At 72.5% G+C, this 385-nt stretch carries 1 pseudogene; it reads right to left on the bottom strand.

Annotated features, from left to right (window positions below):
• Positions 1 to 131: 131 nt before the first annotated feature.
• Positions 132 to 385 (bottom strand): annotated as a pseudogene (locus B7L92_RS43230) (alpha/beta hydrolase family protein); the annotation flags it as partial.

The raw sequence follows: 385 nt of genomic DNA, 5'->3' as shown, positions 1-385 counted from the left end.
CAGGCGTCGTCGGCAGCGTCAGGTGTGTCTAAGAGACAGCCACCCCCTGAACCCGCACGACTCGGCCCCGGTCGGCGCTCCGTCCGCACCGTCGTGGTGGCCGGTCCGCCCCGGCCGGGGCCCGGTCGCCGTTACCGGCCGAGGTGCCGTTCCGCGAAGTCCAGCTCCAGCCGGACCTGCTTGATGCGCTCGTCCACCACCAGGGAGCCGTGCCCCGCGTCGTAGCGGTAGACCTCGTGGACCGCGCCGCGGGCCTGGAGGCGCTGGACGTAGTTCTCGATCTGGCGGATGGGGCAGCGCGGGTCGTTGACGCCGGCCGAGATGTAGACCGGGGCCTCGACCCGGTCGACGTAGGTGATCGGGGAGGACGCCTCGAAGCGCTCGG

Origin of the sequence: Streptomyces viridosporus (genome assembly GCF_002078235.1) — a bacterium.
GTDB classification, from domain to species: Bacteria; Actinomycetota; Actinomycetes; order Streptomycetales; family Streptomycetaceae; genus Streptomyces; species Streptomyces viridosporus.
This window is presented reverse-complemented; position numbering and strand designations above follow the sequence as displayed.